General features: G+C 33.4%; 20 protein-coding genes and 1 tRNA gene. 6 read left to right on the top strand and 15 right to left on the bottom strand.

What is annotated here, in order from left to right; all coding sequences use genetic code 11:
• Positions 1 to 52: 52 nt before the first annotated feature.
• The 6 genes from EKL95_RS03295 to EKL95_RS03270 form a co-directional block, all read right to left on the bottom strand.
• Positions 53 to 2,320, bottom strand: coding sequence for a helix-turn-helix domain-containing protein (locus tag EKL95_RS03295; protein ID WP_126563541.1), 2,268 nt, complete (start codon positions 2,318 to 2,320; stop codon positions 53 to 55).
• Between the two features lie 286 nt (positions 2,321 to 2,606).
• Entirely contained in the window at positions 2,607 to 3,173 is a 567-nt protein-coding gene (locus EKL95_RS03290) for an OmpH family outer membrane protein (RefSeq protein ID WP_126452337.1), read from the bottom strand.
• A gap of 316 nt (positions 3,174 to 3,489) precedes the next feature.
• The gene (locus EKL95_RS03285; protein ID WP_126563540.1) at positions 3,490 to 4,338 is read right to left on the bottom strand and encodes a class I SAM-dependent methyltransferase; all 849 of its coding nucleotides are present in this window, start codon (positions 4,336 to 4,338) and stop codon (positions 3,490 to 3,492) included.
• A 220-nt stretch (positions 4,339 to 4,558) separates the two neighbouring features.
• Positions 4,559 to 6,430 (bottom strand): tRNA uridine-5-carboxymethylaminomethyl(34) synthesis enzyme MnmG, encoded by a 1,872-nt coding sequence (gene mnmG / locus EKL95_RS03280; RefSeq protein ID WP_126563539.1) that lies wholly within the window; start codon positions 6,428 to 6,430, stop codon positions 4,559 to 4,561.
• Positions 6,431 to 6,583: 153 nt separating this feature from the next.
• The gene (ybeY, locus tag EKL95_RS03275) at positions 6,584 to 6,991 is read right to left on the bottom strand and encodes an rRNA maturation RNase YbeY (protein WP_126563538.1); all 408 of its coding nucleotides are present in this window, start codon (positions 6,989 to 6,991) and stop codon (positions 6,584 to 6,586) included.
• Entirely contained in the window at positions 6,988 to 10,290 is a 3,303-nt protein-coding gene (locus EKL95_RS03270; RefSeq protein WP_126563537.1) for a hypothetical protein, read from the bottom strand. Before EKL95_RS03270 ends, ybeY begins: the two co-directional genes overlap by 4 nt.
• Before the next feature lie 308 nt (positions 10,291 to 10,598).
• Here EKL95_RS03270 and gltX point away from each other — a divergent pair, with 308 nt between their 5' ends.
• Positions 10,599 to 12,104, top strand: coding sequence for a glutamate--tRNA ligase (gene gltX, locus EKL95_RS03265; protein ID WP_126563536.1), 1,506 nt, complete (start codon positions 10,599 to 10,601; stop codon positions 12,102 to 12,104).
• A gap of 411 nt (positions 12,105 to 12,515) precedes the next feature.
• Here the strand turns inward: gltX and EKL95_RS15125 are convergent, their stop codons facing one another.
• Positions 12,516 to 12,815 (bottom strand): hypothetical protein, encoded by a 300-nt coding sequence (locus tag EKL95_RS15125; RefSeq protein WP_233589367.1) that lies wholly within the window; start codon positions 12,813 to 12,815, stop codon positions 12,516 to 12,518.
• Between the two features lie 77 nt (positions 12,816 to 12,892).
• Here EKL95_RS15125 and EKL95_RS03255 point away from each other — a divergent pair, with 77 nt between their 5' ends.
• A complete protein-coding gene (locus EKL95_RS03255; RefSeq protein WP_126457754.1) occupies positions 12,893 to 13,879 on the top strand; it encodes an SPFH domain-containing protein in 987 nt (328 codons plus the stop codon).
• Positions 13,880 to 13,910: 31 nt separating this feature from the next.
• Here the strand turns inward: EKL95_RS03255 and EKL95_RS03250 are convergent, their stop codons facing one another.
• From EKL95_RS03250 to EKL95_RS03235, 4 genes are all read right to left on the bottom strand, one after another.
• Positions 13,911 to 14,162 carry a DUF6327 family protein gene (locus tag EKL95_RS03250; RefSeq protein WP_126457755.1) on the bottom strand — a complete coding sequence of 84 codons (252 nt, stop codon included), beginning with the start codon at positions 14,160 to 14,162 and terminating at the stop codon, positions 13,911 to 13,913.
• 3 nt (positions 14,163 to 14,165) lie between these two features.
• A complete protein-coding gene (locus EKL95_RS03245) occupies positions 14,166 to 14,516 on the bottom strand; it encodes a competence protein (protein ID WP_126452310.1) in 351 nt (116 codons plus the stop codon).
• A gap of 39 nt (positions 14,517 to 14,555) precedes the next feature.
• The gene (locus EKL95_RS03240) at positions 14,556 to 14,885 is read right to left on the bottom strand and encodes a YtxH domain-containing protein (RefSeq protein WP_126457756.1); all 330 of its coding nucleotides are present in this window, start codon (positions 14,883 to 14,885) and stop codon (positions 14,556 to 14,558) included.
• A 304-nt stretch (positions 14,886 to 15,189) separates the two neighbouring features.
• On the bottom strand, positions 15,190 to 17,292 hold the full coding sequence (locus tag EKL95_RS03235) for a glutamine--tRNA ligase/YqeY domain fusion protein (RefSeq protein WP_126563535.1): 2,103 nt from the start codon (positions 17,290 to 17,292) through the stop codon (positions 15,190 to 15,192).
• Positions 17,293 to 17,417: 125 nt separating this feature from the next.
• On the opposite strand from EKL95_RS03235, the gene folB reads away from it, so the two are divergent.
• Both folB and EKL95_RS03225 read left to right on the top strand, forming a co-directional pair.
• A complete protein-coding gene (gene folB, locus EKL95_RS03230) occupies positions 17,418 to 17,777 on the top strand; it encodes a dihydroneopterin aldolase (RefSeq protein ID WP_126452316.1) in 360 nt (119 codons plus the stop codon).
• 82 nt (positions 17,778 to 17,859) lie between these two features.
• Positions 17,860 to 17,930, top strand: a tRNA-Cys gene (locus EKL95_RS03225).
• A gap of 205 nt (positions 17,931 to 18,135) precedes the next feature.
• Here the strand turns inward: EKL95_RS03225 and EKL95_RS03220 are convergent.
• From EKL95_RS03220 to rnr, 3 genes are read right to left on the bottom strand one after another with little or no spacing between them, the layout of a single operon-like run.
• On the bottom strand, positions 18,136 to 18,813 hold the full coding sequence (locus tag EKL95_RS03220) for a LysE family translocator (protein WP_126452318.1): 678 nt from the start codon (positions 18,811 to 18,813) through the stop codon (positions 18,136 to 18,138).
• A 41-nt stretch (positions 18,814 to 18,854) separates the two neighbouring features.
• A complete protein-coding gene (locus tag EKL95_RS03215; protein WP_126563534.1) occupies positions 18,855 to 19,598 on the bottom strand; it encodes a head GIN domain-containing protein in 744 nt (247 codons plus the stop codon).
• Positions 19,599 to 19,603: 5 nt separating this feature from the next.
• On the bottom strand, positions 19,604 to 21,793 hold the full coding sequence (rnr, locus tag EKL95_RS03210; protein WP_126552836.1) for a ribonuclease R: 2,190 nt from the start codon (positions 21,791 to 21,793) through the stop codon (positions 19,604 to 19,606).
• Between the two features lie 108 nt (positions 21,794 to 21,901).
• Here rnr and EKL95_RS03205 point away from each other — a divergent pair, with 108 nt between their 5' ends.
• A complete protein-coding gene (locus EKL95_RS03205; RefSeq protein WP_126454931.1) occupies positions 21,902 to 22,135 on the top strand; it encodes a DUF2007 domain-containing protein in 234 nt (77 codons plus the stop codon).
• A gap of 718 nt (positions 22,136 to 22,853) precedes the next feature.
• A complete protein-coding gene (gene rpiB / locus EKL95_RS03200; protein WP_126454933.1) occupies positions 22,854 to 23,282 on the top strand; it encodes a ribose 5-phosphate isomerase B in 429 nt (142 codons plus the stop codon).
• Here rpiB and EKL95_RS03195 read toward each other — a convergent pair.
• Positions 23,279 to 23,557, bottom strand: coding sequence for a DUF1294 domain-containing protein (locus EKL95_RS03195; RefSeq protein WP_126454936.1), 279 nt, complete (start codon positions 23,555 to 23,557; stop codon positions 23,279 to 23,281). The genes rpiB and EKL95_RS03195 overlap by 4 nt on opposite strands.
• Between the last annotated feature and the right edge of the window lie 43 nt (positions 23,558 to 23,600).

The following is a 23,600-nucleotide window of genomic DNA, read 5'->3' as shown; positions in this document are numbered from 1 at the left end:
AAACCCTATTCGTACCGAATAGGGTTTTTTAGTTTTAATACTTTCTTATTATTTAATTCAAACTCGCTTTGTACATTCTCGCTTCTTCCCAAGAAAATTTATGACCGTATTTCTCCATCAACGCATTCAGTGATTCTTCTTTATATCCTGCAAAAGCAGCTGCTAAATCCTGCATTTTATCCTCCGATAAAACCTCTGAAATTGAAACTGCTTTGGTTTGTATCAGCTTTACAAAATGGGTGTAAATCGTTTGTTTGGTCAGCACTCTGATAGTTGCAATATCCGCAATTGATTTCTTTTCGACCCACAATTCATAGGTTTCCTGCACCGTTGTTTTTTTAGGTACCGTTATTTTTGCTTTTTTCGAAGTATAACGCTCTATGTCTTTATCATCGGCAATCAAGGTTATATTTAATTCCTTGAATTGATTTTGTATGGCTTCTGTCTTGCGGATGATGTAATTTTTTATTTCTGAAGAGGTCAATTTTTCTTTCGAAATGGCTTCTCCTGCCACAACGGTTTCTATCAATAATTTGGCCTTCATTAAGCGTAAAACGGCTTTGGTTTGCAATTCTTCCAGCACGATTAATTCATCATAAAACGTTTTTACTTTTTTGATGCGCTTTACTTCTTCAATTTTCCAAAGAATTTCAAAAACCAGCTCGTCCATTGGTTTTAGGAAATAACTGAAAGCGGCTTGAATGCGTTCCGATACGTGATTCAAATCGACCGTTTCCTGACCAAAAAGGGTATTCAACTGCGAAATGAATTTTTTGGATGGATCTAAAAGCTGTTCAATGATTTCTGTTTGCTTTTTGGCCCAAACAGCGTGTTTGGATTTCTCTGAAATTTCTGATTTTTCGTTATAACTGAATTTATGATTGCGCCATTCCTGAGCCAAATCGTTCCAATCAAAGGTGTTTGTCAGATAGTTATGGATGAAATTTTTGGTTTCAAAATGCAAGGCATTCTCTAAAAACGAATCCGAAGCTTTGTTTAATGAGTAATCCATGACATCCTGATCGTTTGAAATGCCATTCATACGCAACGGAGATAGCAAAATAAGCCCTTCTAGTGAGCGCAAACGAGATAATGCCACATAAGCCTGTCCGGGTAGAAAAACTTGCGAAACATCAAGTGCTGCTTTATCAAAGGTTAGTCCCTGGCTTTTATGCACCGTAATCGCCCATGCTAATTTGATGGGATAGTGCACAAAAGTTCCCAAAACCTCTTCATCAATTTCTTTAGTGGTTTCGTCTACTTTGTATCGAATGTTTTGCCATTCATATCTTTCAACTTCTATAGTTTTATTTTCTTCCGGAAAATGAACCAGAATTTCTTTACTCGAAAGGGATTTGATAACGCCCATTTTTCCGTTGAAATAGTGTTTATCAAAGGATAAATCATTTTTTACAAACATGATTTGCGCGCCCACTTTTAACTGCAATTGTTGTTCCACGGGAAATATCTTATCCGGAAAATCTCCGGTAATCTCCGGTTTATAAACCACCAGCTTTCCCTCCAGATCTTGTAAAGCCTGCGCGTTCATCGTATCGGCTTTGTTGTTGTGCGTGGTTAATGTGATGTATCCTTTATTTGCTTTTAAATCGAAATCGGGTTTTACATATTGGTTTAAGGTTTGAATGTCCTGCTGTGAAATCTCATTGTTGCGCAGGTTATTCAAAACCGAAATAAATGTATCGTCAGTCTGGCGAAAAATCTTGGACAATTCAATGTATAAAGGCGGATTTTGTTGCACGACGTGCGAATGAAAAAAGAATTTTCCTTTGTAATAGGTTTTCAGCGTACGCCATTCTTCGTCCCGAATGACCGGCGGCAACTGCAACAAATCACCAATATATAAGACTTGAACACCTCCAAAAGCAGTGTTGCGCTTGCGTACTGTTTGCATCATATAATCCATCGCATCCAGCAAATCCGCACGAAGCATACTGACTTCATCGATAATCAATAATTCCATATTGCGAATCACCGATTTCTTCAAACCACTCATTTTGAAATGCCTGCGCAAGGTAGCTTTGGTTTCAAATTTAGTACTTTCGGAAAATTGAGGTGATGAATTATCTGGAATAAATCCTCCAAACGGCAACTGAAACATGGAGTGAATCGTAACGCCTCCTGCATTTAACGCGGCAATTCCTGTTGGCGCCACCACAACGGTGTTTTTGTGCGTGGTTTGGATAATTTCCCGTAAAAGGGTGGTTTTTCCCGTTCCTGCTTTACCGGTCAGGAAAATGGATCGATGAGTTTGATTGATGAATCGTATTGTATAAGCGGCGGCTTCTGAAATGGTTTGCATTAGGCGTGTATATATAAAGCTAAAGTATTGAAAATTAAAAACACTATTGGAATAATTGGAAAATATTTACGATTATAATTCGACTGTTTTTTAGCCCAGATAGCAGCGAAAATCCTCGAAATTTAGAAAAAACACTTGCTACACGAGAGATTACTTCACTATACTTTTATTTCAATTGGAGTTCAGTGAACTACGTTTATAGCGGATAACCGGATATGGTTTCAAAAAAAAAGCCTTCAATCTAACTATAGACGAAGGCAATCTTTTGAATTAATAATAAAAAAATTTATTTTTTATCCGCTGCTGTTTCTTCCGTTTTTGCAGGAGCTTTATATTTATCGTTCAAGGCTTTGATAATTTCTTTTGTGATATCAAATTTATCTTCTGCGTATAAAATTGAGGCTGCGTCACCGGTTCCATAGATGTAGGCATATCCTTTTTCTTTACCGTAGGATTTAATAAATTTTTTCACACCACTTACCAGAGAATCCATTTCTTTCCCGCTTTCTTGCTGCAATTCCTGAGACAACGCTTGTTGTGCGTAGCTCAATTGTTGTTCTTTTTTTTGCAGTTCAGCTCCTTTTTGTTGTGCCCAAGCCTGCCCGTTAGCTTGTGCCTGAGCTTGGAAACCTGCTGCTTCTTGCTTGAATCGATTAATTTCAGCCTCTAGCTGTCTTCCTTTTTCTTCTGCTTTTGTCTTGTATTTTGCTTCAAGATCTTTGGCTTCTGTATATTCCTTCATTAATTCAGAAGTATCTACGTAAGCAGTTTTCACTTCCTTAATTTCTGCTGGTTTGTTACAAGCAACAATTGAAATTGATAATGCGATAATTACTAATGCTTTTTTACTCATGTTTTTAATATTTATTTTTTGGTATTGCGTTGCCAGTTCGCTAACGCTCGTGTCGTGAATCTTCGATTTCATTTTGATGGATTTCTAGTTTTGAGTATTGGTGACAAAAATATAAAAAAATAGATAGTATTGACATAAAGTTTGAAAAATGCTACTTTTTTATGATATAAGATTTTATTATTGTGATTCACAAATGCATAATCTATGACTATTAAAACCGAGCTTCATATCTTCTAAATAAACGAATTAGTTTAAAAATCCGATGATCACCTTCGATTTCATTAAAAAACACGCTTAAATACACTTAAAATGATTTTTAGATGTTTTTTAGGATGTAAATGTGTGAGGAATACTCAGAATTCTTCTTCGCTTCCCAATTTGATTGCAATCCAACAAAAAAGGCTTTTATATAATTCATTTTTCCGGTTTTGTATTTTTCCGAAAGCAAAGCAACATAAAACGAATCAAATTTCATGGGAAGCACTTGTACCAATTTCATTTCTTCTTTCTCGAAAAGCATTTTTATAGCCGTTTTAGAAAAATGCCAAAAATGAATTGGCACATCATAAGCGGCCCAAAACGTTCCGTAATGTTTTGCATCGAAGGATTTAAAATTTGGAACAGCAATAATTAAAGTTCCATTAGGTTTTAATAATCGTTTGAGTTCTTTGATTTGGTTTTCCAAATTAGGAACGTGTTCCAAAACATGCCACATCGAAATCACATCCAAAGAATGATTATCTAACTCACTGGTTTCGCCAACAAATGAAACGCCTTTCTTTTTGGCAATTGCTTTTGCTTTTTCACTTGGCTCTACTCCTATGGCATGCCAACCGTTTTCTTTGGCAACATATAAAAAATCCCCTGTTCCGGCACCTATATCTAAAATACTCCCTTTGTTGGATTGCAATGAATTGATTAAATTCAGTTTGTTTTTTAGCGCGATGCTTTTTACAAAATGATACGCTTTTTCAAACAAGGATCGCTTACTGTCTGTATGGGAAATGTAATCCACACTTTCATAATACTTCCCTAAATTTTCTAAACTGGGTTGTGGAGACGTAATCAGCATATCTAATTTGGCGTCATGATACAAGTTAAAAACCTCCTGAGAAACAGAATAATCTTTAACGGTTAAAAAAGGCTGTTGGTTTGAAATGTTCATTAATTAATAGTCTTTTATATTTTTAATTTTAAACAAAACCCTGAAAACACATACGAATGCTTTCAGGGCTGAATTATTTATTTTTATGATTCTTTAATAATTCCAAGGCTTCACAGCGTAGTTTCACGTGGAACAAATTTTAGTGTTCCGTGTTCAGAGGCGGTATTCAGTATAAATCGACAATTAAACTGATCACTATAAACTGAATACTGATCACTTCCTAACGTCCCATATAAATCAACAACACCGAAACATCACTTGGTGACACACCGCTGATTCTTGATGCTTGCGAAATGGTAACAGGACGAATCTTGCTTAGTTTTTGTTTGGCCTCAATTGACATGGACTTAATTTTATCATAATCAAAATTTTCAGGGATTTTAACATCTTCTAAACGAAGTAACTTATCAGCATTATTTCTTTCTTTTTCTATGTAACCAGAATATTTCACTTGGATTTCGGCTTGTTCTAAAATTTCTTGATCCACATCATTGGCGGCAACATAAGCTACTACTTTCTCGAATTTCATCATGTCCTCTAAATCAATTTGCGGACGTGAAAACACTTTGAACATCTTATCCCCTTGCGAAATCAGCGCCGTCTCTTTTGCTTCTAAAACAGGATTTGCTTCCGCAACCGAAACACTCGTTTCTTTGAAGAAAGCCACCATTTTTTCGGATTCATTTAGTTTGTGTTCCATTCTGCGCAAACGTGCTTCTGAGGCCAAACCTATTTCATGTGACATGGGAGTTAATCTAAAATCGGCATTGTCCTGACGCAACAGCGTTCTATATTCTGCTCGAGACGTAAACATTCTGTATGGTTCTTCAGTTCCTTTCGTAATTAAATCATCAATTAAAACTCCGATATAGGCTTCGTCTCTTTTTAAAATTAAGGGTGCTTTTTCATGCACTTTCAAATGCGCATTTATTCCGGCCATCAGTCCTTGAGAAGCTGCTTCTTCATATCCTGTAGTTCCGTTTATTTGACCAGCGAAATACAATCCTTCAATAAGTTTTGTTTCCAAAGTATGCTTCAATTGTGTCGGCGGGAAATAATCATATTCAATTGCATATCCCGGACGAAAGAATTTTACTTTTTCAAATCCTACAACAGAACTCAATGCCTTGAATTGAATATCCTCAGGAAGCGACGTTGAAAATCCATTCACATAAACTTCACAAGTATTCCATCCTTCTGGTTCTACAAACAGTTGATGTCTTTCTTTATCCGCAAAACGATTAATTTTATCTTCAATCGACGGACAATATCTTGGCCCAAGACTTTTTATTCTACCGTTAAACATTGGCGAACGATCAAAACCTTCTCTCAAGATATCGTGAACTTCAAGAGAGGTATAGGTCATATGACACGATTTTTGATGAATCAAAGGTGAGGTCACATCTGAATAGGAAAATTTATCCGGCTTCGCATCTCCTTTTTCTTCATTCATTTTTGAATAATCCAAAGATCGTCCATCAACTCTTGGAGGCGTTCCTGTTTTCATTCGTCCTGATTGAAACCCAGCAGCAACTAAGTCTTCAGTAATTCCATGTGCAGCACTCTCACCTGCTCTTCCTCCACCAAATTGTTTTTCGCCAATATGAATCAATCCATTCAGGAAAGTACCATTAGTCAACACAACCGACTTAGACCGAATCTCTACTCCTAGCGAAGTTCGGATTCCTTTTATTTTTCCGTTTTCAATAATCAAACCTTTCACCATTTCTTGATAAAAGTCAAGATTTGGAGTTCCTTCAAGCATCATTCTCCACTCCTCGGCAAAACGCATTCGATCACTTTGAACACGCGGAGACCACATTGCAGGGCCTTTGGATTTGTTCAGCATCTTGAACTGGATTGCAGTTCTATCCGAAACAATTCCAGAGTACCCTCCAAGCGCATCAATCTCGCGTACAATTTGTCCTTTAGCAATTCCACCCATTGCTGGGTTGCATGACATTTGGGCAATATTCTGCAAACTCATTGTTACCAGTAAGGTTTTAGAACCAAGATTTGCAGCAGCGGCAGCAGCCTCAGAACCGGCGTGTCCTGCACCCACAACTATCACATCATATTCATTTAAAAACATCTTCTTTTATAATTTAATCCGTATTAAGGATTGTGATTTTGAAATCTATTTTATTGTTCCACGTGAAACATTACATACTCAATTTTCAAATCTAAACTAAATGTTCCACGTGAAACACTTTAGATTAAAATAAAGAAAACACTATTATTTGACCTAAAACATAGCGATTTTTTCATCTTCTTTACTACGCATTAAAAGCTCCTCCGACTCTCCTTTGTCTTTGTAGCCACAGTAATGTAAAATTCCGTGAACTAAAACGCGTTTTAATTCTTGCTCAAAAGAGACATTGAAATCAGCGGCATTGTCTTTCACTCTTTCGACAGAAACAAAAATGTCACCGTGTAACTCATTACCCATAGAATAATCAAAACTAATTATATCTGTTAGCGTATCATGATTCAAATATTCTACATTGATTTTATGTAGAAAGTCATCATCGCAAAAGATGTAATTAATCTCTCCTTCTTTCTTGTTTTCTGAAGTAATAACATTTTCCAACCAAGCTACAACAGCTTCTTCGTTGTCTAAATTAAAGTCGGTTTCGTAATTAAAATTGATCATTTTTTATTAAAATATTCTTGAACTTTTTGATTAAAATTCGAGCGTAAAGGTAAGGATTGTCTATTTAATATTTCTATGCTATTCAAATAATCTAATAAAGCTGCCGGAAGCACATTAGATGGGTTTTTAAACTCCTTTTTATTGGTTTCAGATTGGCGTTTGTTTTCTTCACCTTGTTGCTGAATAGCGGAATTTAATTTCAACAATTCCTGTTTCACATTCAATATCTTTTGAAGCGTTTCGTTCTTAAAACCTTTGTTTAATAATTGCTTTTCAATTTGCTTCATTTGTTCCAAAGCGCTTTGTCCATTACCAACCAATCCTTGTTTATTTAATTCTTTTTGCAATGCTTCCCTTAATTGCTTTTGTTCTTTGTAAATTTCCATTATAGCTTGTGCATCACCTTCTCCGCCCTCACCCTTTTGTCCCGGTTTTCCTTGATTTCCTTGTTTACCATTTTGTCCTTTTGGACTGTCCCCATACTTATCTCCTTTCTTAATTCCGTCTTTCATTTTCTCGCCAAGACCTTCTTGTTTTTTAATAATATCCGGCAATTGCATTCCTTGTCCTTGACCTGGCTTCGGTTTCCCAGAACCCATTCCTGACATTTGCATTTGCATATTGTAAAGCATGTCACTGAGAAAATCTGCTAGTTTGTTAGCCGATGAAATCGAATATTGTTGGTGAGACAAGCCTTTTGGAACTTGAGCGTCGGTTAAACTGGATAACGATTTGTCGACGTTGTAAACTACATTACCAATTTCTTTGGTAATATCCTCCGCAATTTTAGGATTACGCAAGGACATCGCAAATAAACTATCGTCAACATGCTTGAACTGTTGCTTTAAATCCTGTTGAATTTTTATGTTTTTATTGAACGCTGGAGACCCTGATTTATGCCTTTTGAACTGATTCATCAAATCTTCCTGTGACAAAGAAAAAGCTAATAAATTGTCTACGATTTGTCGCAACATGACAACATCTTCCTGCAACTGTTCCATATCTCCTTTATCCAAAGTTTGCGCCATTTTTTGCGCCATCTCTTTCATCTTTTTTGAAGCACTTTTTTGGTTTGGTTTAGCTTTATCCTTTTTATCTTTATTCAATTCCTCAGAAGCTTTCTTTAAATCATCATCAATACTTTTTTCTTTAGCATCATCTTTTGGTAAATCCAATGGTGATTTTAATTCCTTATTTTCTTTTTCCAAATCATTTAAATCTAATTGAATTTTATCAAACTCCGCATTAATATCTTCCTGTTTATCCAGTTTATTTTCATTTTCATCATCAGATAATTTGTCTAGTTTTTTAGAAAGCTTGTCCAGTTTTTCACCTAACTGTTCCGCTTTCTTTTCAACATAAAATCTCTTAGTCAACTCTACCAACTGTTCTAAATTCTTAGTCTGGTTTTTACTGTTTTGTTTAAAATTATCCAACTTGGTCAACAACTCTTCATTCTGGATTTTATCGTTAAGTACTTTCAACTCGTCTAAAAGCTTTTGGTTTTTTTCCAATTCTTTTTCCGATTTGTCCATTCGGTTTTGAAGCACTTCTTTTAATTCATCTTTTTTATCCGTTTTGAATTGCTCCAAATTGTCATTCATTTTTTTTGTAAATTCTTTAATCATCTCATCCTGTTTCATTTGACGCTTGATAAAATCATTTACTTTTTGCTGATCTTTGAAATCCAAATTTTCTTTCTCTTTTCCGGTTTTTTGCAACTTTTCTATATCGGCCATTTGCTTGTCCTGGTTTTTTAAAGACTTCTCTAAACTGTTAATGTTGTCGTTTTGCTGCTGCAAAATTTGATCTTCCTTTTCTTCATCTGTGGAAACACGATTAGAGAAAACCGAAGACTTCGTACTTTTAAAATTGTGAATCGCATCATTATCAAAAACTTCAAAATAATACTCATAAGAAACCCCTTGATCCACCGGAAGATTACTTGGAAACGAAAACACGAATTGGTCAAAAGCACTTTTCTTAATAGCAATTGTTCCACGTTTTGCGGTTTGTGGTTTCTCTATTTCGTAATAAACAATCTGAAGTCTAGACAAACCATAATCATCCGTGATTTGGCCTAAAACATAGTTCTTAGCAATCTTCAAACTGTCCGGTGTATTGTTCACATTGATCGTTGGGAACTGATCTTTGATAACTGTAAGCTGATAATTGAGTTTTTCGTGGTTTTTTACCTTATCATTTGAAGTAAATATTTGATAATCTGTATTTTGAAGTATATTTTTAGATAAAATAAAGGAGTTTTCTGTTTTCGAAAAAGAAGATTTGGAAATTCCGCTCATCCACGCAATATTTTGGGTCGCTTGAGTTTCTATTTTCCAAGTTACACGCGTTCCTTCAGGAATAACAGCATTTCCAGTTCCATTTATAGTTTCTGCTTTTTTATTCAAATATGAAGGAAAGTTCAATTGCATTTCGAAATTAGCAATCAAAGGAACGGTTATCACTTTCAATTCATAATCCGGAGAAGAAATAGCATTTCCCTCCACGTGAAACAAAATATTTCCTGAAGGCTTTGCCATCTTAAATTGAAATTCTCCAGCTTTCAATGATTCCATGAAATAACTTTCATCGCCAATGAAAATCATTGCATTCTCCGGAGCTATCTTTCCTTCGGTTTTAATGCGAAGGATAAAATCCTTTCCTTGTTCGGTTTGTAAATTCGAATTTAAAACAACGAATTTAAAAGGAGCCGGTGGCAGAAAATCCGAATTGAAATGCACTACTCTATTCAAACTTTGAGAAATCATGCTGCTGTTTCCAGAAAAATAAAAGAAAGAAAATAACAAAATTGGAATTAAAGCCAAAGGAAAATACTTTCTGTTAACATTATAATTTATGGCGTTACCAAAAGGGATTAGTTGCAATGCATTGGCTTTTTGTTCAATCGAAGCACCCAATAATTCCGATTTATTTTGATGAATATCCGAATCTGCCAATTGTAAGAAATTTGTCAACTTATCACTCACTTCCGTAAAATGATTTCCAATAATTTCCGAAGCCTGATTGTAATCGATTCCTTTTTGAAGTTTGAATAATTTAAAAATAGGAAACAAAATAAAACGGAACAACAAATAGAATTCTACTCCAATGAAAGTCCAAAATAAAATGGTTCTTCCTATTGGCTTGAGCCAAAGAAAATATTCGACAAAAAGCGTAAAAAAGAAATACAACAATCCTAAACCGACAAAGAAAATAGTTCCCCGTATCAATTCGTTGGTATAAAACTTCCTGATGAAAGCTTCTAATTTTAGATAAATAAATTCCTGAGTTTCCAAAATTTATGCTTTGTTTGTTGTAACCAATAAAAGTAATAATTTATATGCTGGCAATTATCCAAATTCCAAAATATCTGAATCAAAGATTGAAGTCTCTTGGCAAACAGAATCAACGTTTTTACCGCTAATTCGCTAATTTTTATAAAAAAATCTATATTAAATAAACCACTTGATGTAGAATTGCACTAATTAACATCCTAAAATACAAAATTTAGTTTTTCTAAAAATAAATTTGCGGATTTGCGGTTCTTTTAAAAACTGATGTGTTTGCCTACTTGAATTTGTATCTTTGCAAAAAAAATACAGCAATGTCTAGACAAGTTCGGGTGCGTTTTGCACCAAGTCCAACGGGACCTTTACATATTGGCGGAGTTCGTACCGCATTATTCAATTATTTGTTTGCCAAAAAAAACAATGGTGTCTTCTTCCTGAGAATTGAAGATACGGACCAAAATCGTTTTGTTCCCGGAGCCGAAGAATATATCATGGAAGCGCTAGAATGGTTAGGAATTGCACCCGATGAGACTATTGGTAAAAATGAAAAATTTGGTCCATACCGTCAAAGCGAAAGAAAAGAATTGTACCAACAATATGCTGCTGAATTAATCAATTCTGAAAATGCGTATTATGCTTTTGATACAGCCGAAGCATTGGATTCAGCAAGAAAATTAGAAGAAGATCAAGGGAAAACTTTTATTTACAATCATACTAACAGAGAGAAACTAGATACCTCCTTAGTGATTTCTGCAGATGAAACTGCTAAAAGAATTGCTGATGGAGAACATTATGTCATCCGTTTTAAAACTCCAGTGAATGAAACCTTGCATCTGAATGACATAATTCGTGGCGATGTGAAATTTGAAACGAATCTTTTAGACGATAAAGTATTGTTCAAAAGCGACGGAATGCCAACGTACCATTTGGCTAATATTGTGGATGATCATTTAATGGAAACATCACATGTAATTCGCGGTGAAGAATGGTTACCATCAATGCCTTTGCACGTTTTGTTGTACAGAGCATTTGGTTGGGAAGCACCGGAATTTGCACATTTACCATTGATTATGAAACCTGTTGGGAACGGAAAATTATCCAAGCGTGACGGTGATAAAATGGGATTTCCTGTATTTCCATTAGATTGGAAAACTACAGAAGGCATTTCATCTGGTTACAGAGAAAAAGGATTTTTCCCGGAAGCCGTAATCAACTTTTTAGCATTATTAGGTTGGAACGATGGAACAGATAAAGAATTATTCTCGCTGGAAGAATTAGTGGAAGCATTTGACTTGAACAGAGTTCATAAAGCTGGAGCTAAATTTGATCCAGAAAAAAACAAATGGTTCAACCACCAGTATTTAATCAAACAGGAAAATGCAACTTTGGCGAAAGCCTATGCTCCTATTTTGGCTGAAAAAGGGTTTTCTGTAGATGAAAGTGTCCTAACAAAAGTGGTTTCTTTAATCAAAGAACGTGCGGATTTCGTTTCAGAATTTTGGGAAATGAGCGATTTCTTTTTTGTGGCTCCAACAGCCTATGATGAAAAAGCAAGCAAAAATTGGAAAGCAGAAACTCCGGCATTGATGCAAGAATTAATTTCTGTTATAGAGGAAATTACCGATTTCACTTCGATGAATATCGAAACCATTGTAAAAGACTGGATGACGAAAAACGAAATTGGAATGGGAAAAGTAATGCAACCATTTCGCTTGAGTTTGGTTGGAGCGCTGAAAGGTCCTCACCTATTTGATATCGTTGAAGTAATTGGAAAAGACGAAACGATTAACAGAATTCAAAAAGCAATAGCTACTCTTTAAAACTAATAAAGCTTCTAGTCTCTTGTAGGCTAGAAGCTTTATATTTTATACAATTCACAAGTAAAATTTTACAAATAAATTATCATATTTCCGTTTAGTATTCCAGGATTTCCTTTGAAGTTGACTCCTAAATTCTTGTTGTTCCATTTTTAAAGCATATTATTGACTCCATATTTATAGGAAACATTAGCTCTAAAATGACGAACGCCAAAAGTGATTCTAACAGTTGGATAACAATTAAAATTTGAAATCTCCCTAATATCTTTAGCTAATAAAGTTATTCCGCAAATAACATTGTTTTTCTCCGTGTTATTTGTATTTAATTTTCTATTTACCGTGTAACAAGGGTCCAAACTCAATACTCAAATGATTTTCAATAAGCCTGTAACACATTTGTAAAGACACTTGAGCTCATGCTAATTTATAATTTACATCTTCATTAACTGGAGATAAACTGTTTGTTGCTACAAAAAAATTATTTTCGCTAAACTGAATTACATACACCATATCCCAATTATTATAGAAATTTCCCCGCATAGAAATTTCCGCATTCCAACCTAATTCAGGTTTAGTTTGAAAGTTATTCGTGTTCAGGGTAAATTGGTTGACTCCAAAACTAATCCCTACTCTATTGGAATCCCGGTATTTGTATTGGGCAAAAGTGCTTATTGAAATAAAAACACAAGCTAAAGCAAACAAAATCTTTCTCATATTATTTAAAATTTACAAGAACAAACCTAAAGATTTTTTGTAAATTGTCGGATATTTATTTAACTAAAAAAAACATTATGAACATTCCATTAATAGTACTCTTAGTAGTTGGATTTTTTATTTTACTTTCCTCTTTTTTTACGGTCAAACAGCAAACAGCTGCAGTAGTAGAACGATTTGGAAGGTTTTTAAACATTAGACAATCAGGTTTACATCTAAAAATTCCTTTAATCGACCGAATTGCCGGTCGCGTTAATCTTAAAATACAGCAATTAGACGTCATAATTGAAACAAAAACCAAAGACAATGTTTTTGTGAAACTAAAAGTTTCGGTTCAATTTATGGTTATCAAAGAAACCGTTTATGATGCTTTTTATAAACTGGAATATCCACACGATCAAATAACATCTTATGTGTTTGATGTGGTTCGTGCCGAAGTTCCAAAGCTAAAACTGGATGATGTTTTTGAAAGAAAAGACGATATCGCCATTGCTGTAAAAAGAGAATTAAATGAAGCCATGACTACGTATGGTTATACGATTATCAATACATTGGTAACAGATATCGATCCGGATATTCAAGTGAAAAATGCGATGAACAGAATTAATGCAGCTGATAGAGAAAAAACTGTTGCAGGATTTGAAGCCGAAGCCTCCAGAATTAGAATTGTAGCTAAAGCAGAAGCAGAAGCAGAAAGCAAACGATTACAAGGACAAGGTATTGCGAACCAAAGAAGAGAAATTGCCAAAGGTTTAGTAGAGAGTGTAGATGTTTTGAACAGAGTTGGTATCAACTCACAAGAAGCTTCGGCTTTGATAGTGGTTACACAACATTATGATACGCTACAAGCGATTGGAGCAGATTCTAATTCTAATTTAATTTTATTACCCAATTCACCTCAAGCAGGAAGTGACATGCTGAATAACATGATTGCCTCTTTCAGCGCTTCCAATCAAGTGGGTGAAATGATGAAAAAAGGTAATAGAAAACCAAATCCTAAAAAAGAAAATAAAACGGATTATCAATTACCTGAAAAACCAGAAGCTCCGGAAACGGAAGAATAATTTAAATTCAAATCATAAAAAAAGAGGCTCATCAGCCTCTTTTTATTTTTTTTATCCACTTGATCACAAATGGTAATGCAATGGTCAATAGCGATCCGTACGAACCTGAAAATGCATTTAAGGATGATCCTATGACACCACTCACAATATTTGAGGGGGTTAAACTCTCTTTTGTTTTTTGAAAACCATACGCTAATTTTTGATAACTGATTTCTTTTTCAATCCTTAAAATTTCCAGTTCTCTTTCAATTTGAGCATAGGATGAATATTTTTTGGTTTCCATAAATTAGTCGTTAAAAAAGATTTCTGAAAATTTCTCTAAAATGGGTCCTTCAATAATTCTATCTTTAATAGTAAATAAAAGCATTGTCAGTACAAGATAAATTCCACCAACTATTAAAAACCCATAGGCATAACTATCTAAAGCTATTCCAATAGCAAATGCTGCCGCAACAGAACAAAACAATAAAACCATACTAAAGCAAAGTAAAATCAAAGACATTTTTATGATCATTGTCGTTGATTTCATTGCAAGCTTAAAGCCTCTTAATTTATAATAAGCAGCGGTAGCTTCCAAATATTCTTTAGCCTGTTCTTGAATGTTTTCTGTGTTTTCTTTTAGTTCTTCAAAAGCCATGTACTTATTTTTAGATTTTAATACTAAATTAAATCAAAATTACTTTTGAAGTTTGGCGTTTTGAGATTTTAATTCCGCCAATTTTTCTTCTAAGAAAGAAATGACATCATCCGTCTTGTGACTCATATTAGACACTAGCTCCTCATAAGTTCCTTCCAGATCGTATTTAGCAAGCGAAAACTTATCTTTCAATTCTAAAGATACACTATCAAATCTGTTTTTTAATTCATTTTTAGCATCCTCAAAACCATCTTTAAATTTTTCTCTAGTTCTAGAGCCTTTATCCGGAGCGAATAAAATTCCTACTCCTGCACCTATAGCTACACCTGTTAAAAGAGCCAATACTGTATTTCCTGTATTATTCGACATGATTCTTACTTTTATACGTTCGTTTTATAAAGATACATATTTATAAACAACAACCCGTTAACAACTCGTTAAAGTGTAATTATACAAGACCAAAAGCAAATAAAAGCAAGCTCTTGTGTGTTTTTTTAAATTCTATAAAAGATGTTGTTTATGCTATAAAAGACGTTTAAAATCAATATATGGATGTTGTTTCCGATTAGATAAAAATATTAAAAATAGTATTTCTATAAAAAATTACTATACCAATCAAAAATCCTCTAAAAAGAGGATTTTTGATTGGTAAAACTATTTTAGCAATATGTTCTTAAAATGTAAGATCATTTAATACCTGTAGCACTTTATCGTTTTTTTCATTATTTTTCATTTCTGAAAGTTGTGTTTGAAAAAGACTAAAATTACCGCCGTCCTTTTGTAAGTTTTCGATAACTAAAATTCGAACCGCTGCCAATTGGCTTTTCAATGACATCGAATATAATTTTGTTAAAGACTCTTCATCAATATCTTTTATATTAACCTTATCAGAATGCAGTAAAATCAAATTAGAAAACAATAACGAGTTATTATCATTCTTAATATTTTTGACAATAGTCTGAATAATTAAACTGTAATTATCTATACTTTTTATATTAGTCACAATGTTGTTTAAAATCAAATTGGCATTGTTTTCATCCTTTTCTTTTACATATTTATTGATTTCTTTTTGCGTGTTCATCAATAAATTTTCTTCTTTTTTGCCCTTTTCTTCCCAAGCATCTTTTAATCCAACGGTTTTATTAAAGACAATTTTGCCTTCAGTTGAATCTTTATCCACATTGAAGTAACCCAATCGTTGAAACTGAAATTTATCCCCAGATTGTACCGTTGCCAAACTTGGTTCTACAAATCCTTTTACAATTTGTAACGAATCAGGATTCATAAATTCCAGGAAATTTTTCTCTTTATGACTGTCTGGCGCTTCATCGATAAACAATCGATCGTAGAGCCGAACTTCCGTCTCTAGAGCGTGTTGTATAGAAACCCAATGCAGGGTTCCGGCCACTTTTCGTTGACTGGCTTCGCTCCCGCTCCCGCTCCTGCTGTCTTCATCATACGTTACATGAATTTCAGTAATATTACCCGCAGCATCTTTTACAACACGCTCCCCTTTAATAATATAGGCGTTTTTAAGACGTACTTCTCTGCCTAAACTCAATCGGAAAAATTTGGCAGGAGCCTCTTCTAGAAAGTCTTCTTTTTCAATAAATAATTCTCTTGAAAAAGGAACTTTCCTAAATCCTGCACTTTCATCTTCCTGATTGTTTTCGGCATCAAGCCATTCTTCTTTGTCATCCGGATAATTTGTGATGACTAATTTTATAGGATCTAAAACCGCCATAACTCTTGGAGCCGTTTTATTCAAATCTTCACGCAGGCAAAATTCCAAAAGTGAAAAATCAATTATATTTTCTCTTTTGGCAACACCAATACTATCACAAAACTTACGAATAGAAGCTGCGGTATATCCTCTTCTTCGCAATCCTGAAATTGTTGGCATTCTAGGATCATCCCAACCGTTTACAATATTTTCCTGTACTAATTGCAACAGTTTTCGTTTGCTCATTACCGTGTAGTTCAAGTTCAAACGGGCAAATTCATATTGTTGTGGTCGTACTTTTGAGTCATCATAAATTTGGTCTAAAAACCAGTTGTATAATTCTCGGTGCATTACAAATTCAAGCGTACAAATAGAATGCGAAATTTGCTCGATATAATCGCTTTCTCCGTGTGCATAATCATACATTGGATAAATATTCCATTGATTGCCTGTCCTGTGATGGTGACGGTGTAAAATACGATACATCAATGGATCTCGCATCAACATATTAGTAGATGCCATATCAATTTTCGCACGTAAAACATGACTTCCTTCCGGAAAATCTCCATTTTTCATTCCTTCAAATAAAATGAGATTTTCTTCTATAGTACGGTTTCTGAAAGGCCCATCTACACCTGCTTGTGTTGGCGTTCCTTTTTGCAATGCCATCTTTTCCGAGGATTGGCTGTCTATATATGCTTTTCCCTTTTTAATCATCAAAATTGCCCAGTCATACAATTGCTGAAAATAATCAGAAGAATACAATTCCTCGGTCCAGTTAAATCCCAACCATTTTAAATCTTCTTTGATGGCGTCTACATATTCCTGCTCTTCTTTAGCAGGATTGGTATCATCAAAACGCAAGTTAACCGGTGCATTGTACTTTAATCCTAAACCAAAATTCAAGCAAATTGATTTAGCATGACCAATATGTAAATAGCCATTAGGCTCCGGCGGAAAACGAAAACGTAATTTATCTTTAGGAAAACCGTTAGATAAACTGTCTTCAATGATTTGTTCTATAAAATGGAGCGATTTTTCTTCAGTTGACATTTTTTTGTTTTATTTTAGCAAAGATAAAAAAAGTTTGAGGTTAAAGGTTTAAAGTTTCCATAGAAACCTTTGAAAAATTAGCGATTCCTCTTTACATTATACGCTTTACACAAAAAAATAAAATAATGGGAATTATAAAACTTAAAAATATCCGCACCTACTCCTACCACGGTTGCTTGATCGAGGAAGGAAAAATTGGGTCAGACTATATTGTAAATTTAGAAGTTAAGACTGATTTGAGAAAATCCAGTGTCACAGATGATTTGAAAGACACGGTGGATTATGTGCTCTTAAATCATATCGTTGTAGAAGAAATGGCGATTCGTTCAGACTTATTAGAACATGTGGCACACCGAATCTTAACGCGAATCTTTGAAGAAATTCCGGAAATTTCCAGAATTATTGTGGCGGTTTCTAAACTAAACCCCCCTATTGGTGGTGATGTTGAAGCAGTTACTATTGAATTGGAAGAATATAGAAGCTAAATTAAAAATTTTTTTTAAAACTTTTAAACTTTAAACTTTTAAACTTTAAACTTTTTGAGTACTTTTGCCGTCCATTCAACAGGGCGTCGTGGCCGAGTGGCTAGGCTGGGCTCTGCAAAAGCTCCTACTCCGGTTCGAATCCGGACGATGCCTCTAAAACCTTCAAAGCAATTTGGAGGTTTTTTTTATGTCTAATTTTTAGGAGAATTAGGATTCGAATCCGGATAAAATATAAAACCTTTAAAACACTTTAGTTTTTTTTTGACTCAAATTTTTACCATTAAGAAACTACATTTTATTAAGACTTAAGACTTAATTTTTCTTAATTTCTTAATGGTTTAAAAAAACGTAATAGACTTTAATTATCTATTTTATCAAATGCTTTTTTTACCAATTCTTTTTCTTCCGGAAACCAACCTTGGGTGATCAAAACCATCCCAAAAACCATCATTACAATACTGATTCCTTTTTTAATTTTAAGGATGTTATTAGGGGTAAGTTTTGTTTTTAATTGTTTAGCTAATCCAATTTTGATACAATCTATAAATAAATAGGTTCCAATAACTGCAATAAAAAAAGTGACCATTCTAAATGTTTGCATTTCTAGTTTTGGTCCTACTGAAATAATAATAGCCAACCAAAAACCAAGTACACCTATATTGATAATATTTAACAAAAAACCTTTTATAAAAAGGCTTAAATAATTTTTTTTAACTATTTCCTTATCGATAATGTCTGTATTTATTTTCTCTTCTTTTTTTAATTGCAGGAAAGAAATTACACCATAAGCGAGCATCAACACACCTCCAAAAATAAAAAGTGCTGGTTGGTCTTTTAAACTTTGAATTAACCGGTAACTGCCTAAATAAGCAATTCCGATGAAAACAATATCTCCTAAAATTACGCCTAAATCAAATATTAAAGCCGCTCTAAATCCTTTTATAATACTTGTTTCCAGTAAAATAAAAAAAACAGGGCCAATCATAAAACTTAAGAAAATTCCCCAAGGAATACCAGCTAGAATATCGTTTATCATTAAATATCTAAATTTATTGGTATGAAAAATAAACTAAAATACTAATTTTTCTCTAAGATAGTACCACCAATGAAAACATTTTGGTTAATCTGTTTTGGTTTTCCATAGATAAAAATTGAGCCTCCAGCTTTTACTTTTGCATCCACTAATATTGTGGCATGAATTTCTGATTGTCCTCCTGCAGCAACACTTATGGTTGTTTGAGAAGTCTCTAAATCCTTAGCATTAAGAATTCCGCCCGAGGTAATTACAACATCTTGATTTTTGGCTCTACCGGATACTGAAACTATTCCTCCTGCATTCGCTTTCACTTCTACTTTATCAACATCAATTTCTAACTTTATTTCGCCTCCAGATTTTGCATTTAAATCTAATACTGTTTGTTTAAAATCAGAGTCACTTGATACATAACTTCCCTCGCTTACAGCAATACTCTGCAAGGTTTTAAAATATAACTTAACTTTAATATCATCTCCAGATAATAATTTAGGGAAAGGCATTCTGATTTTTAATTCACCGTTTTTATTCACCGTTTCCACTTCATCTGCACGAGCACCAGTTATAATAATTTTGTTTTCTGAGGCTGCAATTAATTTAACACTGATTTTATCAAATACTTTTACTTCATCAAAATCTCCTAAATTTCTGGTTATCTGAGCATTTGTTATTTGACTTAAAAATATAAAAGCAATAATCACTAATTTTTTACTCCTATTTCTAATATTTATTTTTTGGTATTGCTTCGCCAGTTCGTTAGCACTCGTGTCGTGAATCTTTGATTTCATTTTTTTTATTTTAATGGTTCTCCAATTCTTCTTAAAAAATTAAAATCCAGTTGTTTTTTAACTAAATCAGCATTTTTTACTTTAACGTAAATTTCATCTCCTAATTGTAATAATTTTCCAGAAGTTGCACCAGTAAGTGCGTATTGTTTTTCATCAAAGGTGTAATAATCGTCTTTTATATCCCTGATTCTACACATTCCTTCACATTTATTTTCGATAATTTCTACATAAATTCCCCATTCTGTCACACCGGAAATTACACCCAAAAATTCCTCGTCCTGATGATCTTGCATGTATTTGACCTGCATGTACTTAATAGAATCACGTTCAGCATTAGTTGCTAAACCTTCCATTGTGGACGAATGAACGCATTTTGTTTCATACGTTTCTTCATCTACTGATTTACCTCCGTCCAGATAATGTTGCAACAAACGATGCACCATCACATCCGGATAACGACGAATTGGTGATGTAAAATGCGAATAATAATCAAAAGCTAAACCATAATGTCCTATGTTATCCGTTGAATATTTGGCTTTACTCATACTTCTAATCGCAAGGGTATCAATTAAATTTTGTTCTTTTTTACCATTTACATCTTCCATTAATTTATTTAAAGCTTGTGAAATAGAACCTTGTTTAAAATCAATTTTATGTCCAAACTTAGCAATAACAGCTTGCATCGCAAAAAGTTTATCCTCATTGGGTTCATCGTGAATTCTGTAAATAAACGTTTTCTTTTGTTTTCCAATGTATTCCGCTACTTTTCTGTTGGCTAAAAGCATGAATTCTTCAATCAGATGATTGGCATCTTTCGAAACTTTAAAATAAACGCCTTGCGGTTCACCGGCTTCGTCTAAATTAAATTTCACTTCCACTTTATCAAAAGTAATAGCTCCTTCAGCCATTCTTCTTTTTCTAAGAATTTTAGCTAATTCATCCATTTTTAGCGTCGCAGCGACAATTTCTTTCGAAACTTGATACGAACTTGCCGTGATCGAAATTTCTGATGGAATCACATCGTCTTTGGTCTCTATAATGTACTGCGCTTCTTCATACGCAAAACGTTGATCAGAGTAAATCACCGTTCGACCAAACCATTGGTTGATAACCTCGGATGTTTCGTTAATTTCAAATATAGCCGAAAACGTATATTTTTCTTCATTTGGTCGCAACGAACACGCAAAGTTTGATAATACTTCGGGTAACATTGGCACTACTCTATCTACTAAATAAACTGATGTTGCTCTTTGATACGCTTCATCATCCAGGATTGTTCCTTCTTGTAAATAATGCGAAACATCAGCAATGTGAATACCAATTTCGTAATTACCATTTTCTAGTTTTTTAAATGAAAGTGCATCATCAAAATCCTTCGCATCTTTTGGATCAATTGTAAAAGTCAACGTATCTCGCATATCGCGACGTTTAGCAATTTCATTTTCTTCTATTGAAGTATCAATTTTTTGTGCAAACATTTCTACTTCAATAGGAAACTCTGACGGCAAACCATATTCTGCAAGAATGGCGTGAATTTCTGTATCGTGTTCCCCTGGTTTTCCTAAAACTTTTATTACGGAACCAAAAGGACTATCAGCTCTGGCCGGCCAATCTTCAATGTGTACCAAAACGACATCACCTTGTTCGGCCTCGCCTATTTTATCCTTTGGAATAAAAATATCGGTATACATTTTTGGATTTGCAGTAGAAACAAAAGCAAAATTAGCTTGAATGTCAATTACACCCACAAAATCTGTTTTATTTCTTTCAAGTACTTCAATTACTTCACCTTCGGGTCTTTTTCCTTTTCTGCGGTTGTATACATACACTTTGACAATGTCTTTATCTAAGGCGTGGTTCAAGTTATTGGTCGGGATAAAAACATCTTCTTCCATTTCAGCACAAACAAAATAAGCTGTTTTACGGCTTGTCATATCAATTTTACCCTCGTAATACTCCTTACTTTCTGCTTTTACTAAGTATTTACCCGGCTCTGATTCTATGATTTTGTTTTGCGAAGCCAGAATCTTCAAATCTTTTATAATTTGATTTCTGCTTTCGGTATCATCAAGCTCAAGTTTTGCTCCTATCTGTTTATAATTGAATGCTTTATTAGCACTTTGCGATAATATTTTTATTATTTTTTCAGAGAAATCTTTCTCTTTTTTTATCGGCTTTCTTAGTCTTTTACTCATAAATCGGTTCTTAAAAGTCTAAAATTACAAAGAAGATATCATATTACAGATTTTACGGATTATATTTATTAAAAAAATAACTTTCGTATCTTTATAAAAATTGAAAAAATGGAAGATTTCAAAATAATTAGAACCTTTAATTATTCACATGAAATTGTGGTACTAAAGCATTTATTAGAACAGGAAAAAATCAACTATTTTTTTGAAAATGAAACGTTGGTTTCCATCGATCCGTTTGGCAGTTTTGCTTATGGTGGAATTAAACTTAAAGTTCATATTAATGATTTTGAAAAGGTTCAGGAATTATTAGATAACCTGAATACAAAACTGACTATTGTTTAAATCTAAAACAGTACTTTTTTTGAAAGTTGTCAACATCTATTATTTTAAATAAAAAGAAAAATTAAATTTAAATTATTTTTTGGTTGTTATTATAGTATGTTAATAGTGGTAATAAATTTATTTTAAAAATGGTTGAAATCAAGTTTAAAGATGTTGTTAAGAGTTATTAACATACTTATTTTAAGATAAAGTATTAGTTTTAAAGTCTTTTTATATTTTAATTAACAATGGTTGATAATATAAAAATTAATGGTTTTGTAAATAACTTACACAACATTATTTTGTTGATAACCCACTTTTTAATATTAATAACTATTCTAAAAATTAACGAAACTAAATTAGGATTTAAAAACTAGGTTTTGGATTACTTATTTTTTAGATATTACCCAAAAATAGTTCTAAGATTCTATCTTAAGTTATGAACATAGTACGTTAATTTAAAGTTAACTGAATATCAAGCAATTGCATTTCGTTATTAACAATGTAAAATTTTAACATTTATAATACAAAATTTATATTGATTTACAACTATTTATGGATTAAAAGGAATTGTTAATAACTGTTAATTAAATAAGGATCTGATAGTTACAAAATAAAATATTAAATTCAATTTTAAAGGTATATTTAAATTGAATTTATCAAATAAATAGGACTTATTTAATTCATCAGAATAGATTACTTTATTTAAATTTGCACAACATTATTTAATACATAGTATATGAAAATCTCCATAGGAAACGATCATGCAGGTCCGGAATACAAAAAAGCAATTGTGGAAATGCTTCAAGCAAAAGGACATGAAGTAACTAATTACGGAACAGATTCAGCAGCAAGTGTAGATTATCCAGATTTTGGTCATCCTGTTGCTACAGATGTTGCAGAGGGAAAAGCTGATTTTGGAATTGTTATTTGCGGGAGTGGCAACGGAATTTCTATGACAGTCAATAAACAATCTAAAGTTCGTGCGGCTTTATGCTGGATGAAAGAAATAGCAGTTTTAGCTCGTCAACATAATGATGCTAATATTATTAGTATTCCCGCTCGGTACACTTCAATTCCACAAGCAGTAGAAATGGTTGAAGCATTTTTAAGTACTGAATTTGAAGGTGGAAGACACCAAAATAGAGTAGATAAAATTTCTTGTTAGAATTTAATTATTCCAAAATTATACAGTCCAAAAAGGATTAAAATTTGAATTACTATAATTCCGTAAAACCTCAAAAGGAAGCTTTCTTTTGAGGTTTTATGTCTAAATAGAAGCATTGCTAACCCGGAACCAATTGTTCCGCCAATAACGCTTGGCAGCAACAAATTAAGTTCTGAAATGCGTCTTTTTTGATTTACAGCTAGCTGTTTGTCAACTGCTATTATTGAAAAAGCAACCAAATTAATGAGTGCAAAATACCAGAATAAAAAAGACATAAATAAGAAATTTTGACTCAAAGATACTATTTTAGTAACATGA

This window comes from Flavobacterium sp. LB2P53 (genome assembly GCF_003970305.1).
Classification (GTDB): Bacteria; Bacteroidota; Bacteroidia; order Flavobacteriales; family Flavobacteriaceae; genus Flavobacterium.
This window is presented reverse-complemented; position numbering and strand designations above follow the sequence as displayed.